This window comes from Xanthobacter nonsaccharivorans (assembly GCF_043194755.2).
In the GTDB taxonomy this organism is placed as follows: Bacteria; Pseudomonadota; Alphaproteobacteria; order Rhizobiales; family Xanthobacteraceae; genus Xanthobacter; species Xanthobacter autotrophicus_G.
Map to the genome: position 1 here is coordinate 1,300,152 of NZ_CM195526.1, position 17,040 is coordinate 1,317,191.

Below are 17,040 nucleotides of genomic sequence, written 5' to 3' on the forward strand. Positions count from 1 at the left end.
CAGGGGGCGGCGATGGTCAGGGGCATCCTTTCGCTCAGTCTTGTCTTTCTAACGGCTCTTCCGGCGATGGCTCAAGGCGTGGCAGCCGGCTGTCCGGATCCCAAGCTCATTACGAAATGCGTGGCTTGTAGTGACAACAGGAGTTTCGTCTGTCCGGGCCAGCCAGTCGGGCCGAGATCGGTTACCGACGTCACCTTTGCTAACGATGGTGTCATGTTCAGTGTTCCGGATAAACTCACGGATTTTCAGGTTCAGGGCGTCATAAAAGATCTGAACAAAAAACGATCCGGAGGTGTCGACGATCCGATCAAGAGAAGCCTTGATAAGATATTCTTGGCACCGGAAAAGTAAGATGTACTATCTTCAATATATTAAGGCGAGCCTGTTGTTCGGGTTTGTGCCATTCTTTCTAACCGCGACGGGTGGTGTCGTTCTCGCATGTGCTGCGGGGCTTCTGTTGCGCAGGGCCGCCCGCGATGTGGCGCCGGTCGCGTTCGCGTTCGCTGCGGTGGGCGCGACCACCGGATTGTTCATGGGCGCCAGCCGGGACAGTGTGGTGGGGGCGGTGGTTCCCGCTTTTCTTACCTTCGTCTCGGGGCTTGCCGTCTATCAGTTCGCAAAACACGACGACACGTTCGAGAAATGGCGCTTCGCGATTCCGCTGGCGACGGCAGGCATGTTCGCCGCTGCGGTCTCAGCCGCAGCATTCGGCGCAGCAATGCGCAAGCATGCTGAACAGGTCGCCGAGGATAGCGCAAGGCAGCGCCTGCGGTTCGAGAAGGTGGAGCTGCCGCTGGAGCTGGCCAACCTCCGCAAGCAGCTGGGCCTGCCGCCGGAGGCCCCGAAGGACGATGGTGGGAAGGACGGCGATACCCAAGGAGGCGCGCCCAGGGCGGGCGCGCCGAAGGAGAAGGCCGAGGGGAAATAGCTCCCTCGGCCTCCGGCCTCATCCCTCGTAATTGTCCTTCACCAGCTGGTCGAGCAGGCGCACGCCCCAGCCCGAGCCCCAGCTCTTGTTGATGTCGCTGGCCGGCGAGGACATGGCCGTGCCGGCCACGTCGAGATGCGCCCAGGGGGTCTTCTCCACGAAGCGCTGGAGGAACTGGGCGGCGGTGATGGAGCCGGCGTTGCGGCCGCCGGTGTTCTTCATGTCGGCGAACTTCGAGTCGATCAGCTTGTCGTATTCCGGGCCCAGCGGCAGGCGCCAAACCCGCTCACCGGTCTCCTGGCCGGCCTTGGCGAGGCGCTCGGACAAGGCGTCGTCGTTGGAGAACAGGCCGGCATATTCCGAGCCCAGCGCCACCAGGATCGCGCCCGTCAGCGTGGCGAGGTCGATCATGAACTTGGGCTTGAAGCGCTCCTTGGCGTACCAGAGCACGTCGCACAGCACGAGCCGGCCTTCGGCGTCGGTGTTGATGATCTCGATGGTCTGGCCGGAAAGCGAGGTGACGATGTCGCCGGGGCGCTGGGCGGCGCCGTCGGGCATGTTCTCCACCAGGCCGATGAGGCCCACCGCGTTCACCTTCGCCTTGCGGGCGGCCAGCGCATAGAGCAGGCCGGTGACGCAGGCGGCGCCGCCCATGTCGCCCTTCATGTCCTCCATGCCGGCGGCCGGCTTGATGGAGATGCCGCCGGTGTCGAAGGTGACGCCCTTGCCGATGAAGGCCACCGGGGCCTCATCCTTGGGGCCGCCGTTCCAGCGCATCACCACCACGCGGCTTTCCTTGATGGAACCCTGGCCGACACCCAGCAGCGCCCTGAGGCCGGCGCGGGAGAGGGCCTCGTCGTCCAGCACCTCCACCTCCACGCCCACGGCGGAGAGGTGCTCCTCGGCACGGCGGGCGAATTCCGGCGGGTCGAGCACGTTGGCGGGCTCGTTCACGAGATCCCGGGCGAACAGCACGCCGTCACCCACCGCGTCGCGGGCGATGGCGGCCTTCTTGCTGCCCGCCTCGTCGGAGACGAGCAGGGTGACGGCGAGGCCGGCGCGCTCGTTCTCGTCCTTCTTCTTGGTCTTGTAGCGATCGAAGCTGTAGCTGCGCAGGCGGATGCCCAGCGCCACATCGGCCGCCGCCTCGGCGGCGATCTTGGTGCCGGGCAGGTCGAGCAGCACGCTCGCCTCGCGGGCGGAGGCGGGGATCTTCCCGGCGATCAGGCCGCCGAGCTTCAGGAAATCCGACGCCTTCAGATCACCCGCCTTGCCCACGGAGATGACCACGAGCCGCGGCGCATCGAGGCCGGCGGGGGCGAGCAGGTCCACCGTGCTCCAGGCCTTGCCCTTGAAGCGCTCGGCATCGAAGGCGCGGGTGAGGGCGGCATCCGCCCCCTTCAGCACCTTCTGCGTCTGCGTGCCGAAGGCGAGGCTCTCGTCGGTGAGCACGATCAGCACGCCCTTGGGTGCCGCGGTGAGCCTCGCGAACGAGAGGGTGACGGGTTCGGACATGCAGCGCTCCGGGGGCAGGATGGGCTTCGAGGGAATCGATCTCTCGCCCTTTTCTCTAGACCCGCCGGCGGCGCGGTGGAACCGCCCATGGCGTCGCGCGGCCTGCCGTCAGGTCCGGGGTTCAGGGCCAAGCCTTAGATAGGTGCCAGGCGGGGGATGGGAAGGGCGGGCGGTTGCATTTCCCGAGGAGCGGCGGGACGATCCGCGCGGCTTAGGACCAGCGCGGCGCAGCCGGAACGCCGATCCGGCGGCCGGGGAAAAGTCCGCGCGGCGGGGGATCATCCTGCGGCGGGGGAAACGGGGCGGGCTCTTGCCCCTGCGGCGCACCCTCGGCCGGCGCGGGCCCTCCTTCCCGCTGGTGCCGCCGTCGGCCGGGGCGGAGGGGACGTTCCGGGCGCGCGCCATGTCCGGGATTCGCAAGGGCGCCGCCCCAAAAGGAAAGGGGGCGCCGAGCGCCCCCTTCCGCAAGTGTACCAAGGCCGGGATGGCGCGTCTCACTCGGCGGCGGCTTCCTCGGTGCCGGCGGCGGCCTTCTCGGCCTTCTCCTTGGCACGCTCCTTGGCCTTCTCGCCGGGCTCGGCCTTCTTCGGGTTATTGCGGGCCTCGCGCTTCAGCAGGCCGGCGGCGTCCAGGAAGCGGGCGACGCGGTCGGTGGGCTGGGCGCCCTTCTCGAGCCAGGCCTTGGCCTTCTCGACGTCGAGCACCACGCGGGTCTCGGCGTCCTTGGCCAGCAGCGGATTGAAGGTGCCGATCTTCTCGATGAAGCGGCCGTCGCGGGGAGAGCGGGCGTCGGCGATCACGATGCGGTAGTAGGGACGCTTCTTGGCGCCGCCGCGGGCGAGACGGATCTTGAGGGACATGGTGTTTTCCTTTTGATTCGAAACTGTTGTTCGGTTTGGTTGAGTCTCGGTGCCGTCATGCCCCGGCTTGTCCGGAAGTCGGCTGTTGCCGACTTCCGTCTCGAAGGCCGGAACTCGGGAACATCCGAGTTCCGGGGCATCCACCCTGCGGCGCGCCCGACCTTTCGAGGTCGGGGCCTGGCCTTGCGTGGACCCCCCGGACACGCCGGGGGGTGACGGCGGTTCTAGAGGGCGTCACTTCTTCTTGCCGGGCCCTCCCAGTCCAGGAAGGCCCTTCGGCAGGCCGGGCAGGCCGCCGGGGAACTTGGCGGGCAGCCCGCCGCCGGGCAGGCCGGGGAAGTTCGGGGGCAGGCCGGCGCCGGGACCGCCCGGCATGCCGCCCTTGCCCATCTTCTCCGCCATGTCCTGCAGCATCTCGGGGGAGGGGCCGCCCCCGCCGAAGCCCATCATGTTGGCAAGGCCGGCCAGCGGGCCGCGCTTGCCGGCAGCGCCGCCCATGGCCTTCATCACGTCGGCCATCTGGCGGTGCATCTTGAGGAGGCGGTTGATGTCCTCCACCTTCGCGCCGGCACCGGCGGCGATGCGGCGCTTGCGCGAGGCATCGAGCAGCTTGGGCGCGCGGCGCTCCTTCGGCGTCATCGAGTTGATGATGGCCACCTGCCGCTTGAACACCTTGTCGTCGAGATTGGCGGAGGCGATCTGGTTCTTCACCTTGGCGACGCCGGGCAAAAGGCCCATGAGCCCGCCGAGCCCGCCCATCTTCTCCATCTGCTGGAGCTGGCCGCGCAGGTCGTCGAGGTCGAAGGTGCCCTTGCGCATGCGCTCGGCGGTGATCTTCGCCTTCTCGAGGTCGATGGCCTCGGCGGCCTTCTCCACGAGGGCGACCACGTCGCCCATGCCGAGGATGCGGCCCGCCACGCGGTGGGGATCGAAATCCTCCAGCGCGTCCATCTTCTCGCCGGTGCCGAGCAGCTTGATGGGCTTGCCGGTGACCGCGCGCATGGAGAGCGCGGCGCCGCCGCGGCCGTCGCCGTCGGCTCTCGTCAGCACGATGCCGGTGAGGCCCACGCGGCCGTCGAACGCCTTGGCGGTGTTCACCGCGTCCTGGCCGGTGAGGCTGTCGGCGACGAGCAGCACCTCGTGCGGGCCGGTGACGGCCTTCACCTCGGCCACCTCGGCCATGAGGGCCTCGTCCAGCGTCACGCGGCCGGCGGTGTCCAGCATCACCACGTCGTAGCCGCCGAGCTTCGCCGCCTCGATGGCGCGCTTGGCGATCTGCACGGCAGACTGGCCGGCGACGATGGGAAGGGTCGCGACCTCCACCTGCTTGCCGAGGGTGGCCAGCTGCTCCATGGCCGCCGGGCGGCGGGTGTCGAGCGAGGCCATCAGCACCTTGCGCTTGCCGCGTTCGGTGAGTCGCTTGGCGATCTTGGCGGTGGAGGTGGTCTTGCCCGAGCCCTGGAGGCCGACCATCAGGATCGGCACCGGGGCGGGGGCGTTCAGGTCGATGGGGTCGGCGTCGGAGCCCAGGGTCGCCACGAGCTCGTCGTGGACGATCTTCACCACCATCTGGCCGGGGGTGACGGACTTGATGACCTCCACGCCCACGGCGCGCTGGCGCACCCGGTCGGTGAAGGAGCGCACCACGTCGAGGGCCACGTCCGCCTCGATCAGCGCCCGGCGGACCTCGCGCATGGCCTCGCCGACGTCGGCTTCGGTGAGGGCGCCGCGCCGCTTCAGCTTGTCGAGTATGCCGCCGAGGCGGTCGGAAAGGGTATCGAACATGGGCGTCCGTGTGGTTTGGCTTCACATCGGCCGGCCTTGCGCCCCACCGCGCGCCGGCGCGCAAGCCAACGCAGATCGCGCCCGAGGGCGCATCGCGCTGTCGGGCGGTGACCTCCGGACCCTCGGTCCGGTCGGCGGATCGGCATGGCCGTCCTTGTGAAGGACGAGGCTGTTAACAGGTTTGGGCCGGCAAGGCAAATCTCCGGCCCGCGCGCGCCTCAGGCGCGGATCGCCGCGCCGGCGAGCGCCACCGCGAGGAAGGCGAGCCACAGGGCCGCCGCCCGCCGGTAGAGGATCGGCGTTCCTGCCTTGCCACGGTTGAGCACGGCGCCCCCGCCGGCCCAGATGAGCGCTACCCCCAGGATCGATGCCGCGAACAGGCCGAGGTGGAGGGGGAACTCCGGCGCTGCGCCGCGCGGCAGCAGGGTGAGGCCGATGATGAGCCCCTTGGGGTTCAGCAGGGTGGTGACGAACACGCGCCGCGCCGTCACCGCGCCCTCTTCCGCCGCTTCCGCCCGGATGCGCCACAGCTTCACGGCGAGGACGGCCACCCAGCCCGCAGCGGCGAGCTTCACCGCGCTGGCGACCAGCGGCTCGCGGGCGAGGAACTCGGCCCCGAACACGGCGAGCGGCACGGTGACGAGGAGATAGGCGCAAAGCTCCGCCGGCATCAGGCGCACGGACCGCGCGAGCCCTGCCGACGCGCCGGAGAGGGCGAGCAGGGTGTTGGTGGGGCCGGGCGTGAGCAGCAGGCCCCAGATGGCGAAGAGAAAGGCGAGCGTGCCCATGGATGCGGTGTCTTGGAATGCGGTGTCTTGTGGTGCGGTGCTCTGGGGCGCTGACGTCTGCGGTGCGTCCTGGAAGGCAGGCGGCATCGCGGCTGTCCGCCGGGGGCGCACTCTAGGCAAAGGCGGCGGCACGGCCAACCGATGCCGGTGTCACATCCGGTGTCACATCCGTTGTCACATGGGGATATCCCTTAGGCCCCGCGCCGAATGCAGGCATAGTACGCGGCGCGCACCCAACCGCGGATCCGCCGGATACCGGCACGGGAGGAAGCATGTCTGAAACGGCCCCGCCCACCACGCCGCCTGTTTCCACGCAGATCATCCCCTTCCCGGACGACTTCCGGATCGCCGAGATCGCCACCAACGGCACCACCATCCATGTCCGCGTCGGCGGCCAGGGGCCGGCGGTGGTCCTGCTGCACGGCTATGGCGAGACCGGCGACATGTGGGGCGCGCTCGCCGCCGCGCTGGCGCCCCGCCACACCGTGGTGGTGCCGGACCTCAGGGGCATGGGCCTGTCGGCCAAGCCGGACGGCGGCTACGACAAGAAGACCCAGGCGGGCGACGTGGCCGGCGTGCTCGACGCGCTGAAGATCGACACCGCCGCCCTCGTCACCCACGACATCGGCAACATGGTGGGCTTCGCCTTCGCCGCGCTCCACCGCGACCGGGTAACGAAATTCGCCCTCATCGACGCCCCGGTGCCCGGCGTCGGCCCGTGGGAGGAGATCCTCAAGAACCCGCTCCTCTGGCATTTCCGCTTCGGCGGGCCGGACATGGAGCGGCTGGTGGCCGGGCGCGAGCGCATCTATCTCGACCGCTTCTGGAACGAATTTTCCGCCGACCCCAGCCATTTCGGCGAGGCCGCGCGGCAGCACTACGCCGCGCTCTATGCCCTGCCGGGCGCCATGCGCGCCGGCTTCGCCCAGTTCGCCGCCTTCGACCAGGACGCCATCGACAACAAGGCCTTCCTCGCCGAGGGCAAGCTTACGGTGCCGGTGCTGGCGCTCGGGGGTGAGAAGTCGTTCGGCCTTGCCATGGCGGACATCATGAAGTTCGCCGCGACAGATGTTCAGGGCGGCGTCGTTCCCGGCAGCGGGCACTGGATCATGGAGGAGAATCCGGCCGCCACCGTCGCGCTGGTGGAGCCTTTCCTCGCTCGGGCGTGAGCCGCCGGCTCCGCCTGCCCCCGACAGGGGGGCTTCCGGCGGCCGCGCGGAATTTGGCCTGCCCCGCTCCCGCTTGCTGGGGCATGTCCCCGTTTCACGGAAACGGGACAATGCTCCAAATCATGCTCAAGCTCTTTGCCGACGCCTTTTCTTCACGCGAACCGGTATCCACCGCGCTCGAAAATGCCCTAGCTTGGCGGCGGCGCACGCGACGGCGGAAGGATGCCATGACCGCAGAGCAGATCGACGATCCCCGCGGCTCGGCTGCCGCCTCTCCCGACCGCCGCACTGTCATGGCCGCTGGCGCTGCCGTGGTGCTCGGCCAGGTCGGGCTCGGCCCGGTGCTTGGCACCACCGCCGCCAAGGCCGCCGGGCCGGTGCGCAAGATCGCGCTGGAGGAGCATTTCTCCACGCCCGAGCTCGCCAGGCGGAACATCGCGCGGCCGACGCAGAGCGACGCCATCTTCGCCGAGATCGAGCGCCGCCTCGCCGATTTCGGCGCGCTGCGGCTGGAGACCATGGACAAGGCGGGCATCGACCTCGCCGTCCTGTCGGTGACGACGCCCGGTGTGCAAGCGGAGACGGACACGAACACCGCCGTCACCCTCGCCAGGCAGGCGAACGACATGCTCGCCCGCGAGGTGCAGAAGCAGCCGAAGCGCTACGCCGGCTTCGCGCACCTGCCCCTCCAGGACCCGAAGATTGCGGCGGACGAGCTGGAGCGTGCGGTGAAGGAGCTCGGCTTCAAGGGCGCGCTCATCAACGGCCAGACCAACGGCGTCTACCTCGATGCCGACGTCAACCTGCCGTTCTGGGAGCGCGTGAACGCGCTGGAGGTCCCGATCTACCTGCATCCGGGCGACCTTCCCGACCATCCGGCCATGTTCGCCGGGCGGCCGGAGCTGAACGGGGCGGTCTGGGCCTGGACCGCGGACACCGCGACGCACGCCCTGCGCCTCGTCTTCGGCGGCACCTTCAGGCGCTTCCCGAAGGTGCGCCTCCTTCTTGGCCATATGGGCGAGACCCTGCCCTACATCCTCTGGCGGTTCGACAGTCGCTGGCAGATGGAGGTGGGCAAGACCCTGCCGGAGGACGAATTGCCCTCCACCATCATCCGCCGGCACGTGGCCATCACCACCTCCGGCGTCTGCGACCCCGCCTCCCTCGCCCAGGCCATCGCCGCGCTCGGCGAGGATTCGGTCATGTTCTCGGTGGACTATCCCTACGAGGACACGCAGGTCGCGGCGAAATTCATCGAGGCCGCGCCTCTCTCCGACGCGGTGCGGGCGAAAGTCTGCCATGGCAACGCGGAACGGATCCTGAAGCTTTGAGCCCGGCGGCCGCGGCGCGGGGGCGCTGACCGTCGGCCCTTCTCGCGCCGTCGCGACGCGTGATAAAGGAGACCGACCAAGGAGAAACCCCATGCCCGAGAACAACGAGCTCACGCGCTTCTTCGGCGGATCGCCCGCCTGGGTGCTGGTGCGCCTCGTCCTCCTCTCGGTGGTGGTGGGCGTCATCATGGCGGCGCTGGGGATCGACCCGCGCAACATCCTCTCCAGCCTGGAGCGGCTGGTGCGCAGCCTGTTCAATTTCAGCTTCGAGGCGTTCGAGCGCCTGTGGCGCTACTTCCTGCTGGGGGCGGTGGTGGTGGTCCCGCTGTGGATCCTCATGCGCGTGTTCGGCCGTCGCTGACGATCGCGCGGCCCTTTGCCGATGAACCGCCCTCGATGAGCCTTCCGCCATGTCCCTGACGCACGCGGCGCCTGCCGTCACCCACCGGCGCGTGCTCGCCATCGCGCTGCCCATGACGGTGGCCCACCTCACCACGCCCCTGCTCGGGGTGGTGGACGCGGCGGTGGTGGGGCGGCTGGGGGACGCCGCGCTGCTGGGCGGCGTGGCGCTGGCCGCCGTCATCTTCGACATGCTGTTCTGGGTATTCGGCTTCCTGCGCATGGGCACGGTGGGCCTCGCCGCCCAGGCGCTGGGCCGGCGCGACGGGGTGGAAGAGCGCGCCGTGCTGGCCCGCGCCCTTTTGCTGGCGGGGGCGCTCGGCCTGCTCCTCGTGGCGCTGCAGGCGCCCATCGCCCACGCGGCCCTGGCCCTTGCCGGGGCGAGCGAGGGGGTGAGCGCGGCGGTCCGGGACTATTACGCCGTGCGCATCTTCGCCGCGCCCTTCACGCTGGCGAACTATGTGGTGCTGGGCTGGCTGGTGGGGCTCGGCCGCACCGGCCGGGCGCTGGCGCTGCAAGTGGGGGTGAACCTCCTCAACATGGGGCTCAGCGTCGTCCTCGTGCTCGGCGCCGGCTGGGGCGTGAAGGGGGCGGCGGCGGGCACGCTGGTGGCGGAGATGGCCGGCACGCTCGCCGGCCTCGTCCTGTGCCGGAGGATGCTGGGCGGCGCCTTCGCCGTGCCGCGGGCGGTGCTGCTGGACAAGGCGCGCCTCGCCGAGGCCTTCCTGCTCAACCGCGACATCATGATCCGCACGGCGGCGCTGATGTTCGCCTTCTCCTTCTTCGCCGCCCAGGGGGCGCGGGCCGGGGACGTGACGCTGGCCGCCAACGCCATCCTCCAGAACATGGTGATGGTGGCGGCCTATTTCCTCGACGGCTTCGCCACCGCCGCCGAGCAGATCTGCGGCTCCGCCGTGGGGGCGCGGCGGCGGGCCGACTTCTCCGCCGGGGTGCGGCTGGCCCTCGTCTGGGGCATGGTCTTCGCCGTGGCGGCCTGCCTCATCTATCTCGTGACCGGGCCGGGCATCGTCGATGCCATGACCACCAATCCCGAGGTGCGGGCGGCGGCGCGCACCTTCCTCGTCTATGCCGCGCTGCTGCCGGTGGCGGGGGTGTGCGCCTATGCGTTCGACGGGGTGTATATCGGCGCGCTCTGGTCGCGCGACATGCGCAACCTCATGCTGGTCTCCCTCGCCGTCTACCTGGTCGCGTGGTGGGGGCTGCGCGGGTTCGGCAACCACGGCCTGTGGCTCGCCTTCCTCGCCTTCCTCCTCGCCCGCGGCGGCCTCCAGGCCCTGCGCCTGCCGGCGCTGCTGAAGCGGACCTTCGGCTGAGGGCTATTCCATCTCCGGGAAGGCGTGCGCCCCGTCCGCGCCCAGTGGCAGGTCCTTCACCCAGGCCACCGCGGAGAGGGGCAGCGGGCCATAAAGGTGGGGGAAGAGATCGCCCCCGCGGGAGGGCTCCCATTTCAGCGCGGCGCCGAGGGGGGCGACCTCCACCGCCACCAGCTTCAGCCCGGCCTGCCCGGCGAAGTGCCGGCGCGCCGTCTCCTGCGCCTGGGCGGCGGTGGAGAAATGGATGAAGCCATCCTGATGGTCCACCTGCGCACCCGCGAACACACCCTTGGCCTCGGCCTCCGCCCACAGGTCGGCGGGGCAGATCTTGTAGACGACGCGGGAGACATTCTGGGGCATCGGCGGGCTCCGGGGACATGCCCGGCCTGTTCCCCGCGAGGGGAGCCGGCTCTGGCGGGCCGGCTCCCATACGCGAGCGTGAACGGACAGGCAACTGATTGCGACCTCTGGTTGCATAAGGACTGAAGTCCTGTACAAACAGGGAACAAATTCTTATTGTGCGTGGGCGCGGCCGGGCCTGCCCGGTTGTGGAGCGCGATCTGGTCAAGTTGCTTCAATTTGACCGGTGAATCGCCCTCTACACGTGAAGAAAGAGAATGCGTCACCCGATCTGATTGCTGTGCAAGCAGATCGGGGTGTGCTCCAGCGGCGAGGACGGCGGAACCCCATGCTCACCCACGGCCAGGTCTGGCGGGCGATCGACCAGCTCGCGGAGCAGCACGGATTGTCCACCTCCGCGCTGGCGCGGCGGGCGGGCCTCGATCCCACCACCTTCAACCGGTCGAAGCGCATCACCACGGACGGGCGGCCGCGCTGGCCCTCCACCGAGAGCATCGCCAAGGCGCTCGCCGCCACCGGCACCAGCGCCGAGCTGTTCTTCGCCCTCATGGCGCCGGAGGGGTCGCGCCATTCCGATCCCGGCGGCTTCGCCGAGGAGACGCAGCCCCTGAAGGGGCCGCTCCACGCCATCCCGCAGATCGGCTTCGCCCAGGCCGGTTCCGGTGGCTTCTTCGACGACGCCGGCTTTCCCGTGGGCGCGGGGTGGGACGAGATCGCCTTCCCGGAGGTGGAGGACACCCACGCTTATGCCCTGGAGATCGCCGGGGATTCCATGGAGCCGGTCTATCGCGACGGGGACATCGTGGTGGTCTCGCCCGCCGCCTCGGTGCGTCGCGGCGACCGGGTGGTGCTGAAGACCAAGGAGGGCGAGGTGCTGGCCAAGGAGCTGGTGCGCAAGACCGCCCGCCACGTGGAGCTGCGCTCCCTCAACCCGGCCCACGAGGACCGGCAGATTCCGCTGGATCAGGTGGACTGGATGGCGCGGATCGTCTGGGCGAGCCAGTGAGGTGCCTCAGGGGCTCGCCCATGGGATGCATTCGCGGGCAAAAATTATCAGCGGCATCCCGCAGAAAACAGTCCATAACGCCATGGTAAAGAATAGAGTTTTTCTAAATTCTTTTGGCTTATTTCGCGTGTGGTGAAGTGGATTTTGCGTCCGAAAATGTAGCGGGTTGATCGCGTTTTTTTCGCGATCCAGAGAGTCGCGAATATAGCGCTCGGTTCTGCTCCAGAACACTGCCCGATATATAATTATAAGCGTGGCTATACCTGCGATGAGCAAGGCGCCCCATATCGGCCCCGGGTTAGTCGAGAAAATCTGACTTGGGGGAAGCCACGCCGGGCAGCGGGTGGATGACGGATCGATCGCAAGGACGATCCAAAGGCAGGCGCCATACAGGATAAAGCTGCTCGCTGCCGCAACGCGTGTGATCCACCGGCAGTAGGCGGAATCGATCTCACCCATGGTTTCGAAGCTCATCGCGCTTACTCGCGGGGGCAGTCATCTCAAGCTGTCACCCTACCCCAGCAACGCCTCCAGCGTCTCCAGCCGGTCCGCCTCTCCCGGCGGCTTGTCCCACCTGAGGCGGGCGATGCGGGGGAAGCGCATGGCGACGCCGGAGCGGTGGCGGGTGGAGCGGGCGAGGCCCTCGAAGGCCACCTCCAGCACGAGCCCCGCCTCCTTCTCGTGCACCACCTCGCGCACCGGGCCGAAGCGATTGACAGTGAAGCGCCGCACGAAGGCGTCGATCTGCTTCAGCTCCTCGTCGGTGAAGCCGAAATAGGCCTTGCCCACGGGCACCAGCACGTCCGCCCCGTCCTCGCCGTCCGTCCACACCCCGAAGGTGTAGTCCGAATAGAAGGAGGAGCGCTTGCCGTGGCCACGCTGGGCATACATGAGCACCGCATCCACCGTGTGCGGGTCGCGCTTCCATTTCCACCACGGGCCCTTGGGGCGGCCGGGCAGGTAAAGGCTGTCGGCGCGCTTGATCATCACCCCTTCCACCGCCCCGGCATCCGCTCCCGCGCCGGCGGCGGCGGGATCGCGGCGGGCGGCGGTGAGGTCCTCCCAGCCTGAGAAGGCGACCAAAGGCGAGAGGTCGACGCGCGCGCTGCCGAGCCGCCCGACCAGCGCCTCGAGCCGCGCGCGGCGAACCGTGAAAGGCCGCTCGCGCAGGTCCTCGCCGTCCTCCACCAGCAGATCGTAGGCACGGATGTGGGCAGGGAATTCCGCCATCATCTTCACGCTCACGGACTTCCGGTTCAGGCGCTGCTGGAGCACGTTGAAGGGCTCCACCCGACCCCCGCGCACGATGAGCAGTTCCCCGTCCATGGCGCCGTCGAAGGCGATGGCCTCGGCGAGGTCGGGGAAGGCCTCGGAGATGTCCTCCCCCGTGCGGGAATAGAGCCGGGTGACGCGCTGCCCGTCCGGCCCCGTGCCTGCCACCGCCTGCACGCGGATGCCGTCCCATTTCCATTCGGCGCGGAAGTCGCCGGGGGCGAGGTCCGTGAAGTCGGCCTCCTCGATGGCGTGGGCCAGCATCACCGGGCGGAAGGGGGCGGGGTTCGAGGTGTGAGGCCGCGGCCCGCGGGCCTCCACCCAGGCGAACAGGCTTTCATAGGGCGGCTCCAGCCCCGGCCACACCAGCTCCACCTCGTCCGGCGTCACCGTGGTGAGGCCCTGCCCGAGGCTCGCCACCGCGGTCTTGGCGAGGCGGGCGGAGGCGCCCACCCGCATGGCGCCGGTGATCAGCTTCAGGAGCGCCCAGCGCCCGGTCTCGTCGAGGCCGTCCAGCCAGTCGCCGAGGCGGCGGGGCAGGGCGCTCTTCGAGAGGGTGGAAAGGCCGTGGACGATCTCCGAGAGCAGCGGGGCATGGGCGGGCGCGCCCCCTCCCTTTGGCCACATGAGGGCGACGGTCTCGGAGAGGTCGCCCACATAATCGTAAGACATCTCGAACAGCACCGGGTCCGCCCGCTCCATGATGAGCTGACGCACCAGGGCCGGCTTGGCATTGGCGAAGGACAGCGCCCCCGTCAGCGCGGCGAGCGCGAGGCCCCGCTCCGGGTCGGGCGTCGAGCGGAAATAGTCCGCCATGAGGCGGATCTTCGCATTGCGCGAGGCCTCGTAGGACATGCGGTCGAGCAGGGCTGCGAAGCGGTTCATGCCCCGCCCTCCGGGGCCGGCACCGCCGGCTCCTCGTCCTCCTCGCCGTAGCCCACCATGTGGAGGGGGAGGGCGCGCAACTGCCGGGTGTGGGCCCAATGCACCAGCGCATCCTCGGCGCCGTGGGTGACCCACACCTCCTCGCAGCCCGTGGCGCGGATGGAGGCGGTGAGCCCGTCCCAGTCCGCATGGTCGGAGACCACCAGCGGCAGCTCCACGCCGCGCTGCCGGGCCCGGGCGCGCACGCGCATCCAGCCGGAGGCGAAGCAGGTGATGGGATCGGCGAAGTGCCGCGCCCACAGGTCGGTCATACAGTGGGGCGGGGCGATCACCACCGCTCCGGCGAAGGCGGATTTCGGCACCCCCTTCACCGGGACGATCTCACCCAGGGCGATGCCCCGGCTCGCGTAATAATCGGTGATGGCGGTGAGCGCGCCGTGCACATAAATGGGCGCCGCGTGCCCCGCCGCGCGCATCAGCGCCATCATGCGCTGGGCCTTGCCCAGCGAATAGGCGCCGACGATGTGCGTGCGTTCCGGGAAGATGCGCACGGAGGACAGCAGCTTGTCCGTCTCCGCCGCAGCATCCGGGTGGCGGAACACCGGCAGGCCGAAGGTGGCCTCGCTGACGAAGACATGGCAGCGCACGGGCTCGAACGGTGCGCAGGTGGGGTCGGCGGCGTCCTTGTAGTCGCCGGACACCACGATCACCAGCCCGTCCTTCTCGATGCGGACCTGGGCCGAGCCGAGCACGTGGCCGGCCGGGTGCAGGCTCACCGTCACGCCGTTGAGGGTGACGCTCTCCCCGTAGCGGAGCGCCTGGGTGCCGCCGGCGAAGGTCTCCCCCAGCCGCAGGGCCATGATGTCCAGCGTCTCGCGGGTGGCGAGCACATGGCCGTGGCCGGCGCGGGCGTGGTCCGAATGGCCGTGGGTGATCACGCAGCGCGGCACGGCACGCGTCGCGTCCACGTAGAAGTCCCCCGCGGGGGAATAGAGGCCCTTCGGCGAGGGGCAGAGGAGGTCTTCCGGGCGCATGTCTTTATGAAGCGGCTCGGGACCTATATGGGAAGCGCGCATCCCTTTCGCGAGGCGTCCCGTGGCCCTTTCCGCCTATACGGCATCATCCGGAGATCCGGTTCTCGACCGGCGGCTCGACTGGGCGCGCGCCTTCCTCGCCGAGCAGGACTTTTCCGCGGCCGCCGAGCTGCTGGCGGAGACGGTGGTCGATGCGCCGCACTTCGCCGCCGCCTGGTTCCTGCTGGGGGAGGCGCGCGCGGCCCTCGGCGAGACGGCAGACGCCGCCGAGGCCTTCGCCCATGCCCGCGCCCTCGATCCGGATGACGCGCTGGGGGCCGGGCTGCACCTCGCCCGTCTCGGCGGCGCGCCGGCGGAAGGCGCCATGTCGGCGGCCTATGTGCGCACCCTGTTCGACCAATATGCCGACCGCTTCGATACCGCATTGCGCGAGAAGCTGGCCTATCGCGGGCCGGAGCTGCTGTTCGATGCGGTGGGGCGGGCCTGCGCCGCGCGCGGGCGGGCGCCGGCCTTCGCCGCGGGGATCGACCTCGGCTGCGGCACCGGCCTCGCCGGCGTGCTGTTCGCGCCCATCACCGGGCGGCTCACCGGCGTCGACCTCTCCCCCGCCATGCTGGAGAAGGCTGCGGCCCTCGGCCTTTACGCGGCGCTGGAGGCGGGCGAGATGGGCGCGGTGCTGGAGGGGGCGCCGGATGGTCGCCTCGACCTGGTGCTGGCGGCGGACGCGCTCTGCTACGTCGGCGACCTGGCCCCCATTTTCCGCGCCGCGCGGCGGGCGCTGTCCGCCGACGGCCTGTTCGCCTTCACGCTGGAGACCCATGGCGGGGAGGGCGTGCTGCTGCGCGACACCCTGCGCTATGCCCATGCCGCGGCGCAGGTGCGCACCCTGGCGGCGGAGGCCGGGTTCGTCCCGGTGCTGATGGAGGAGGCCTCCACCCGCTCCGAGAAGGGCGTGCCGGTGCCGGGCCTCGTGTGCGTTCTGGCGCGGGGCTGAGGGGCGTTCCGGCCCCTGCGGTCGCCGGGGCATGGCGTTCTCTCGCGGAACCGCCCGCATGCCGCGGCCGGCGGGAGCGTCGGCGGAAGGAGAGCCCGGCCCCGGCGCAGGGGATATCGACGGCTTCGCCGACTTTTCCCCGGGCCCCGGATCGGCGCTCCACCTGTGGTGTCGCGGGTCCGGGGAGCGGGGGAGGGCGCGGCGCCTCAGCTCACCGGCAGGCTGAAGGGCTCGCCCTCGAAGGCGTCGGCGCCGCGGCCGATGGAATGGATGGCGGCGACCATCCGTCCCTCGCGCCGCAGCGCGGCATCCGCCAGCGCGACGATGCGCGGGTTGGGCGTCGCGGTGGGCGAGGCGTGGCGCAGGCGCTGGGCCAGCTCCAGCTCGTTCCGCTCCGGCAGAAGGGTGCACAGCGTGGCGTAGGCCGCGGCGGTGGAGCGCGAGATGCCGGCGTAGCAATGGATCACCAGCGGCGTCTGGCGCGGCCAGGCATGCACGAACTCGAACAATTCGTGCATGTGCGCCTCGCCGGGCGCCACCATGCCCTCGATCTCCTCGGCGATGTCGTTGATGCCGAGGAAGAGGTGGTTCGTGGGGTCCACGTTGCTGGGGCGGGTGAAGACCGTGCCGCCGTTGATCAGCGTGATGACATGCCGCGCGCCGGTGGCCTCGACCGTTTCGTGCAGCTTGGCGAGGGAGCAGACATGGATCATGGCTTCAGCTCCTCGAAGCGTTTCAGAAACCGCGCCTTTGCGGTTTCCGCCTCCCATGGGGTGAGATAATCCTTTTCCAGCGCAGCGTCGAGGCGGGCCGGCTGGCCGAAGAAGCCTTTCGCCTCCTCCGCCGAGAAGCCGGCGAGGCGCGTCGCCTCGAAATAGGCGGCGGCGCGATCGGCGGCCTTCACGATCTTGATGAGGGCGTCCGGCCAGATCGTGGGCAGGGAGAAGCGGACCGCGATGGCCGCGAGCAGCCGCGCCTCCACGCTCTTGTAGTCGCCGCCCAGCACCGCCTTGAAGGGCGAGATCATGTCGCCGATGACGTACTCCGGTGCGTCGTGCAGCAGCACGCACAGGCGCCAGCGGGGGTCGAGGTCCGGATGGCTGCGGCGGGAGAGGCGCTCCACCAGCAGCGAGTGCTGGGCCACGGAGAAGATGTTGGCGCCGGAGGTCTGCCCGTTCCAGCGGGCGACGCGGGCGAGGCCGTGGGCGATGTCCTCGATTTCCACGTCCAGGGGGGACGGGTCCAGCAGGTCCAGCCGCCGGCCGGAGAGCATGCGCTGCCAGGCGCGGGGGGCGCTCGCGCGGCTTTTGGGAGAAACCCGAGGCGCAGCCGAAGGGCCGCTCCTGGCGGCCCGGGACCCGACGGCGGTGTCTGCTTCAG

General features: G+C 69.8%; 18 protein-coding genes. 8 read left to right on the plus strand and 10 right to left on the minus strand.

Going from position 1 to position 17,040, the window contains the following annotated elements; translation table 11 throughout:
• Positions 1 to 12 precede the first annotated feature (12 nt).
• Positions 13 to 351, plus strand: coding sequence for a hypothetical protein (locus V5F59_RS05980; protein WP_393982253.1), 339 nt, complete (start codon positions 13 to 15; stop codon positions 349 to 351).
• Position 352: 1 nt separating this feature from the next.
• Positions 353 to 928: a hypothetical protein gene (locus tag V5F59_RS05985; protein ID WP_393982252.1), complete on the plus strand. Its 576-nt coding sequence runs from the start codon at positions 353 to 355 to the stop codon at positions 926 to 928.
• 18 nt (positions 929 to 946) lie between these two features.
• Here the strand turns inward: V5F59_RS05985 and V5F59_RS05990 are convergent, their stop codons facing one another.
• The 4 genes from V5F59_RS05990 to V5F59_RS06005 form a co-directional block, all read right to left on the minus strand.
• The gene (locus V5F59_RS05990; RefSeq protein ID WP_393982251.1) at positions 947 to 2,443 is read right to left on the minus strand and encodes a leucyl aminopeptidase; all 1,497 of its coding nucleotides are present in this window, start codon (positions 2,441 to 2,443) and stop codon (positions 947 to 949) included.
• Between the two features lie 494 nt (positions 2,444 to 2,937).
• On the minus strand, positions 2,938 to 3,303 hold the full coding sequence (gene rpsP, locus V5F59_RS05995) for a 30S ribosomal protein S16 (RefSeq protein ID WP_393982250.1): 366 nt from the start codon (positions 3,301 to 3,303) through the stop codon (positions 2,938 to 2,940).
• Positions 3,304 to 3,537: 234 nt separating this feature from the next.
• Positions 3,538 to 5,088 (minus strand): signal recognition particle protein, encoded by a 1,551-nt coding sequence (gene ffh, locus V5F59_RS06000; RefSeq protein WP_393982249.1) that lies wholly within the window; start codon positions 5,086 to 5,088, stop codon positions 3,538 to 3,540.
• Between the two features lie 218 nt (positions 5,089 to 5,306).
• A complete protein-coding gene (locus V5F59_RS06005; RefSeq protein WP_393982248.1) occupies positions 5,307 to 5,876 on the minus strand; it encodes a LysE family translocator in 570 nt (189 codons plus the stop codon).
• Between the two features lie 272 nt (positions 5,877 to 6,148).
• Here V5F59_RS06005 and V5F59_RS06010 point away from each other — a divergent pair, with 272 nt between their 5' ends.
• The 4 genes from V5F59_RS06010 to V5F59_RS06025 all read left to right on the plus strand — a co-directional run bounded on the left by V5F59_RS06010 (position 6,149) and on the right by V5F59_RS06025 (position 10,109).
• A complete protein-coding gene (locus tag V5F59_RS06010; protein WP_393982247.1) occupies positions 6,149 to 7,045 on the plus strand; it encodes an alpha/beta fold hydrolase in 897 nt (298 codons plus the stop codon).
• Positions 7,046 to 7,272: 227 nt separating this feature from the next.
• Positions 7,273 to 8,376 carry an amidohydrolase family protein gene (locus V5F59_RS06015; protein WP_393982246.1) on the plus strand — a complete coding sequence of 368 codons (1,104 nt, stop codon included), beginning with the start codon at positions 7,273 to 7,275 and terminating at the stop codon, positions 8,374 to 8,376.
• Between the two features lie 91 nt (positions 8,377 to 8,467).
• A complete protein-coding gene (locus tag V5F59_RS06020; protein ID WP_393982245.1) occupies positions 8,468 to 8,737 on the plus strand; it encodes a DUF6460 domain-containing protein in 270 nt (89 codons plus the stop codon).
• Between the two features lie 49 nt (positions 8,738 to 8,786).
• Entirely contained in the window at positions 8,787 to 10,109 is a 1,323-nt protein-coding gene (locus tag V5F59_RS06025) for an MATE family efflux transporter (RefSeq protein ID WP_393982244.1), read from the plus strand.
• Positions 10,110 to 10,112: 3 nt separating this feature from the next.
• Here the strand turns inward: V5F59_RS06025 and V5F59_RS06030 are convergent, their stop codons facing one another.
• Positions 10,113 to 10,469 carry a DUF952 domain-containing protein gene (locus tag V5F59_RS06030; RefSeq protein ID WP_393982243.1) on the minus strand — a complete coding sequence of 119 codons (357 nt, stop codon included), beginning with the start codon at positions 10,467 to 10,469 and terminating at the stop codon, positions 10,113 to 10,115.
• Between the two features lie 328 nt (positions 10,470 to 10,797).
• On the opposite strand from V5F59_RS06030, the gene V5F59_RS06035 reads away from it, so the two are divergent.
• Positions 10,798 to 11,475 (plus strand): S24 family peptidase, encoded by a 678-nt coding sequence (locus tag V5F59_RS06035; protein ID WP_393982242.1) that lies wholly within the window; start codon positions 10,798 to 10,800, stop codon positions 11,473 to 11,475.
• Between the two features lie 6 nt (positions 11,476 to 11,481).
• Here the strand turns inward: V5F59_RS06035 and V5F59_RS06040 are convergent, their stop codons facing one another.
• From V5F59_RS06040 to V5F59_RS06050, 3 genes are read right to left on the minus strand one after another with little or no spacing between them, the layout of a single operon-like run.
• Positions 11,482 to 11,949 (minus strand): hypothetical protein, encoded by a 468-nt coding sequence (locus tag V5F59_RS06040; protein ID WP_393982241.1) that lies wholly within the window; start codon positions 11,947 to 11,949, stop codon positions 11,482 to 11,484.
• A gap of 39 nt (positions 11,950 to 11,988) precedes the next feature.
• The gene (locus V5F59_RS06045; RefSeq protein ID WP_393982240.1) at positions 11,989 to 13,632 is read right to left on the minus strand and encodes a cisplatin damage response ATP-dependent DNA ligase; all 1,644 of its coding nucleotides are present in this window, start codon (positions 13,630 to 13,632) and stop codon (positions 11,989 to 11,991) included.
• On the minus strand, positions 13,629 to 14,666 hold the full coding sequence (locus V5F59_RS06050) for a ligase-associated DNA damage response exonuclease (RefSeq protein WP_393982239.1): 1,038 nt from the start codon (positions 14,664 to 14,666) through the stop codon (positions 13,629 to 13,631). Before V5F59_RS06050 ends, V5F59_RS06045 begins: the two co-directional genes overlap by 4 nt.
• 61 nt (positions 14,667 to 14,727) lie before the next feature.
• Here V5F59_RS06050 and V5F59_RS06055 point away from each other — a divergent pair, with 61 nt between their 5' ends.
• Positions 14,728 to 15,660 carry a class I SAM-dependent DNA methyltransferase gene (locus V5F59_RS06055; RefSeq protein WP_393982238.1) on the plus strand — a complete coding sequence of 311 codons (933 nt, stop codon included), beginning with the start codon at positions 14,728 to 14,730 and terminating at the stop codon, positions 15,658 to 15,660.
• Positions 15,661 to 15,866: 206 nt separating this feature from the next.
• Here the strand turns inward: V5F59_RS06055 and V5F59_RS06060 are convergent, their stop codons facing one another.
• Both V5F59_RS06060 and V5F59_RS06065 read right to left on the minus strand, forming a co-directional pair.
• Entirely contained in the window at positions 15,867 to 16,373 is a 507-nt protein-coding gene (locus V5F59_RS06060) for a tyrosine phosphatase family protein (protein ID WP_393982237.1), read from the minus strand.
• A complete protein-coding gene (locus V5F59_RS06065; RefSeq protein WP_393982236.1) occupies positions 16,370 to 16,933 on the minus strand; it encodes an HD domain-containing protein in 564 nt (187 codons plus the stop codon). Before V5F59_RS06065 ends, V5F59_RS06060 begins: the two co-directional genes overlap by 4 nt.
• Positions 16,934 to 17,040 lie beyond the last annotated feature (107 nt).

Bases quoted from the DNA above. Each gene is read 5' to 3' on its own strand.
- V5F59_RS06045 (WP_393982240.1), bottom strand. From the start codon at position 13,632: ATGAACCGCTTCGCAGCCCTGCTCGACCGCATGTCCTACGAGGCCTCG.
- V5F59_RS06040 (WP_393982241.1), bottom strand. From the start codon at position 11,949: ATGAGCTTCGAAACCATGGGTGAGATCGATTCCGCCTACTGCCGGTGG.
- V5F59_RS05985 (WP_393982252.1), top strand. From the start codon at position 353: ATGTACTATCTTCAATATATTAAGGCGAGCCTGTTGTTCGGGTTTGTG.
- rpsP (WP_393982250.1), bottom strand. From the start codon at position 3,303: ATGTCCCTCAAGATCCGTCTCGCCCGCGGCGGCGCCAAGAAGCGTCCC.
- ffh (WP_393982249.1), bottom strand. From the start codon at position 5,088: ATGTTCGATACCCTTTCCGACCGCCTCGGCGGCATACTCGACAAGCTG.
- V5F59_RS06025 (WP_393982244.1), top strand. From the start codon at position 8,787: ATGTCCCTGACGCACGCGGCGCCTGCCGTCACCCACCGGCGCGTGCTC.
- V5F59_RS06020 (WP_393982245.1), top strand. From the start codon at position 8,468: ATGCCCGAGAACAACGAGCTCACGCGCTTCTTCGGCGGATCGCCCGCC.
- V5F59_RS06030 (WP_393982243.1), bottom strand. From the start codon at position 10,469: ATGCCCCAGAATGTCTCCCGCGTCGTCTACAAGATCTGCCCCGCCGAC.
- V5F59_RS06010 (WP_393982247.1), top strand. From the start codon at position 6,149: ATGTCTGAAACGGCCCCGCCCACCACGCCGCCTGTTTCCACGCAGATC.
- V5F59_RS05990 (WP_393982251.1), bottom strand. From the start codon at position 2,443: ATGTCCGAACCCGTCACCCTCTCGTTCGCGAGGCTCACCGCGGCACCC.
- V5F59_RS06050 (WP_393982239.1), bottom strand. From the start codon at position 14,666: ATGCGCCCGGAAGACCTCCTCTGCCCCTCGCCGAAGGGCCTCTATTCC.
- V5F59_RS05980 (WP_393982253.1), top strand. From the start codon at position 13: ATGGTCAGGGGCATCCTTTCGCTCAGTCTTGTCTTTCTAACGGCTCTT.
- V5F59_RS06005 (WP_393982248.1), bottom strand. From the start codon at position 5,876: ATGGGCACGCTCGCCTTTCTCTTCGCCATCTGGGGCCTGCTGCTCACG.
- V5F59_RS06065 (WP_393982236.1), bottom strand. From the start codon at position 16,933: ATGCTCTCCGGCCGGCGGCTGGACCTGCTGGACCCGTCCCCCCTGGAC.
- V5F59_RS06035 (WP_393982242.1), top strand. From the start codon at position 10,798: ATGCTCACCCACGGCCAGGTCTGGCGGGCGATCGACCAGCTCGCGGAG.
- V5F59_RS06015 (WP_393982246.1), top strand. From the start codon at position 7,273: ATGACCGCAGAGCAGATCGACGATCCCCGCGGCTCGGCTGCCGCCTCT.
- V5F59_RS06060 (WP_393982237.1), bottom strand. From the start codon at position 16,373: ATGATCCATGTCTGCTCCCTCGCCAAGCTGCACGAAACGGTCGAGGCC.